The 263-nt window shown below is 49.0% G+C and carries 1 rRNA gene; it reads left to right on the top strand.

The annotated features are described in order from the left end of the window. Window positions 1-263 (top strand): 23S ribosomal RNA (locus tag AAIG11_RS18055); the annotation flags it as partial.

Genomic DNA, 263 nt, shown 5'->3' with positions numbered 1-263 from the left:
GCAAAGACAACCAGGATGTTGGCTTAGAAGCAGCCATACATTTAAAGAGTGCGTAATAGCTCACTGGTCCAGGGATCCTGCGCCGAAAATAACCGGGGCTAAAACATACCACCGAAGTTTTGGATGCACTATACGTGCATGGTAGGCGAGCAATGTGTGCGGGGAGAAGTTTAACTGTAAAGTTAGGTGGACTGCACACAAGAGAGAATGTTGGCATGAGTAACGAGAGGCAGGTGAGAAACCTGCCCGTCGAAAACCCAAGG

It is taken from the genome of Anoxynatronum sibiricum (genome assembly GCF_039414295.1).
Taxonomy (GTDB): Bacteria; Bacillota; Clostridia; order Peptostreptococcales; family Tindalliaceae; genus Anoxynatronum; species Anoxynatronum sibiricum.
Note: the sequence above shows the minus strand (reverse complement) of the source record. Positions and strands in the feature narration are given on the sequence as shown.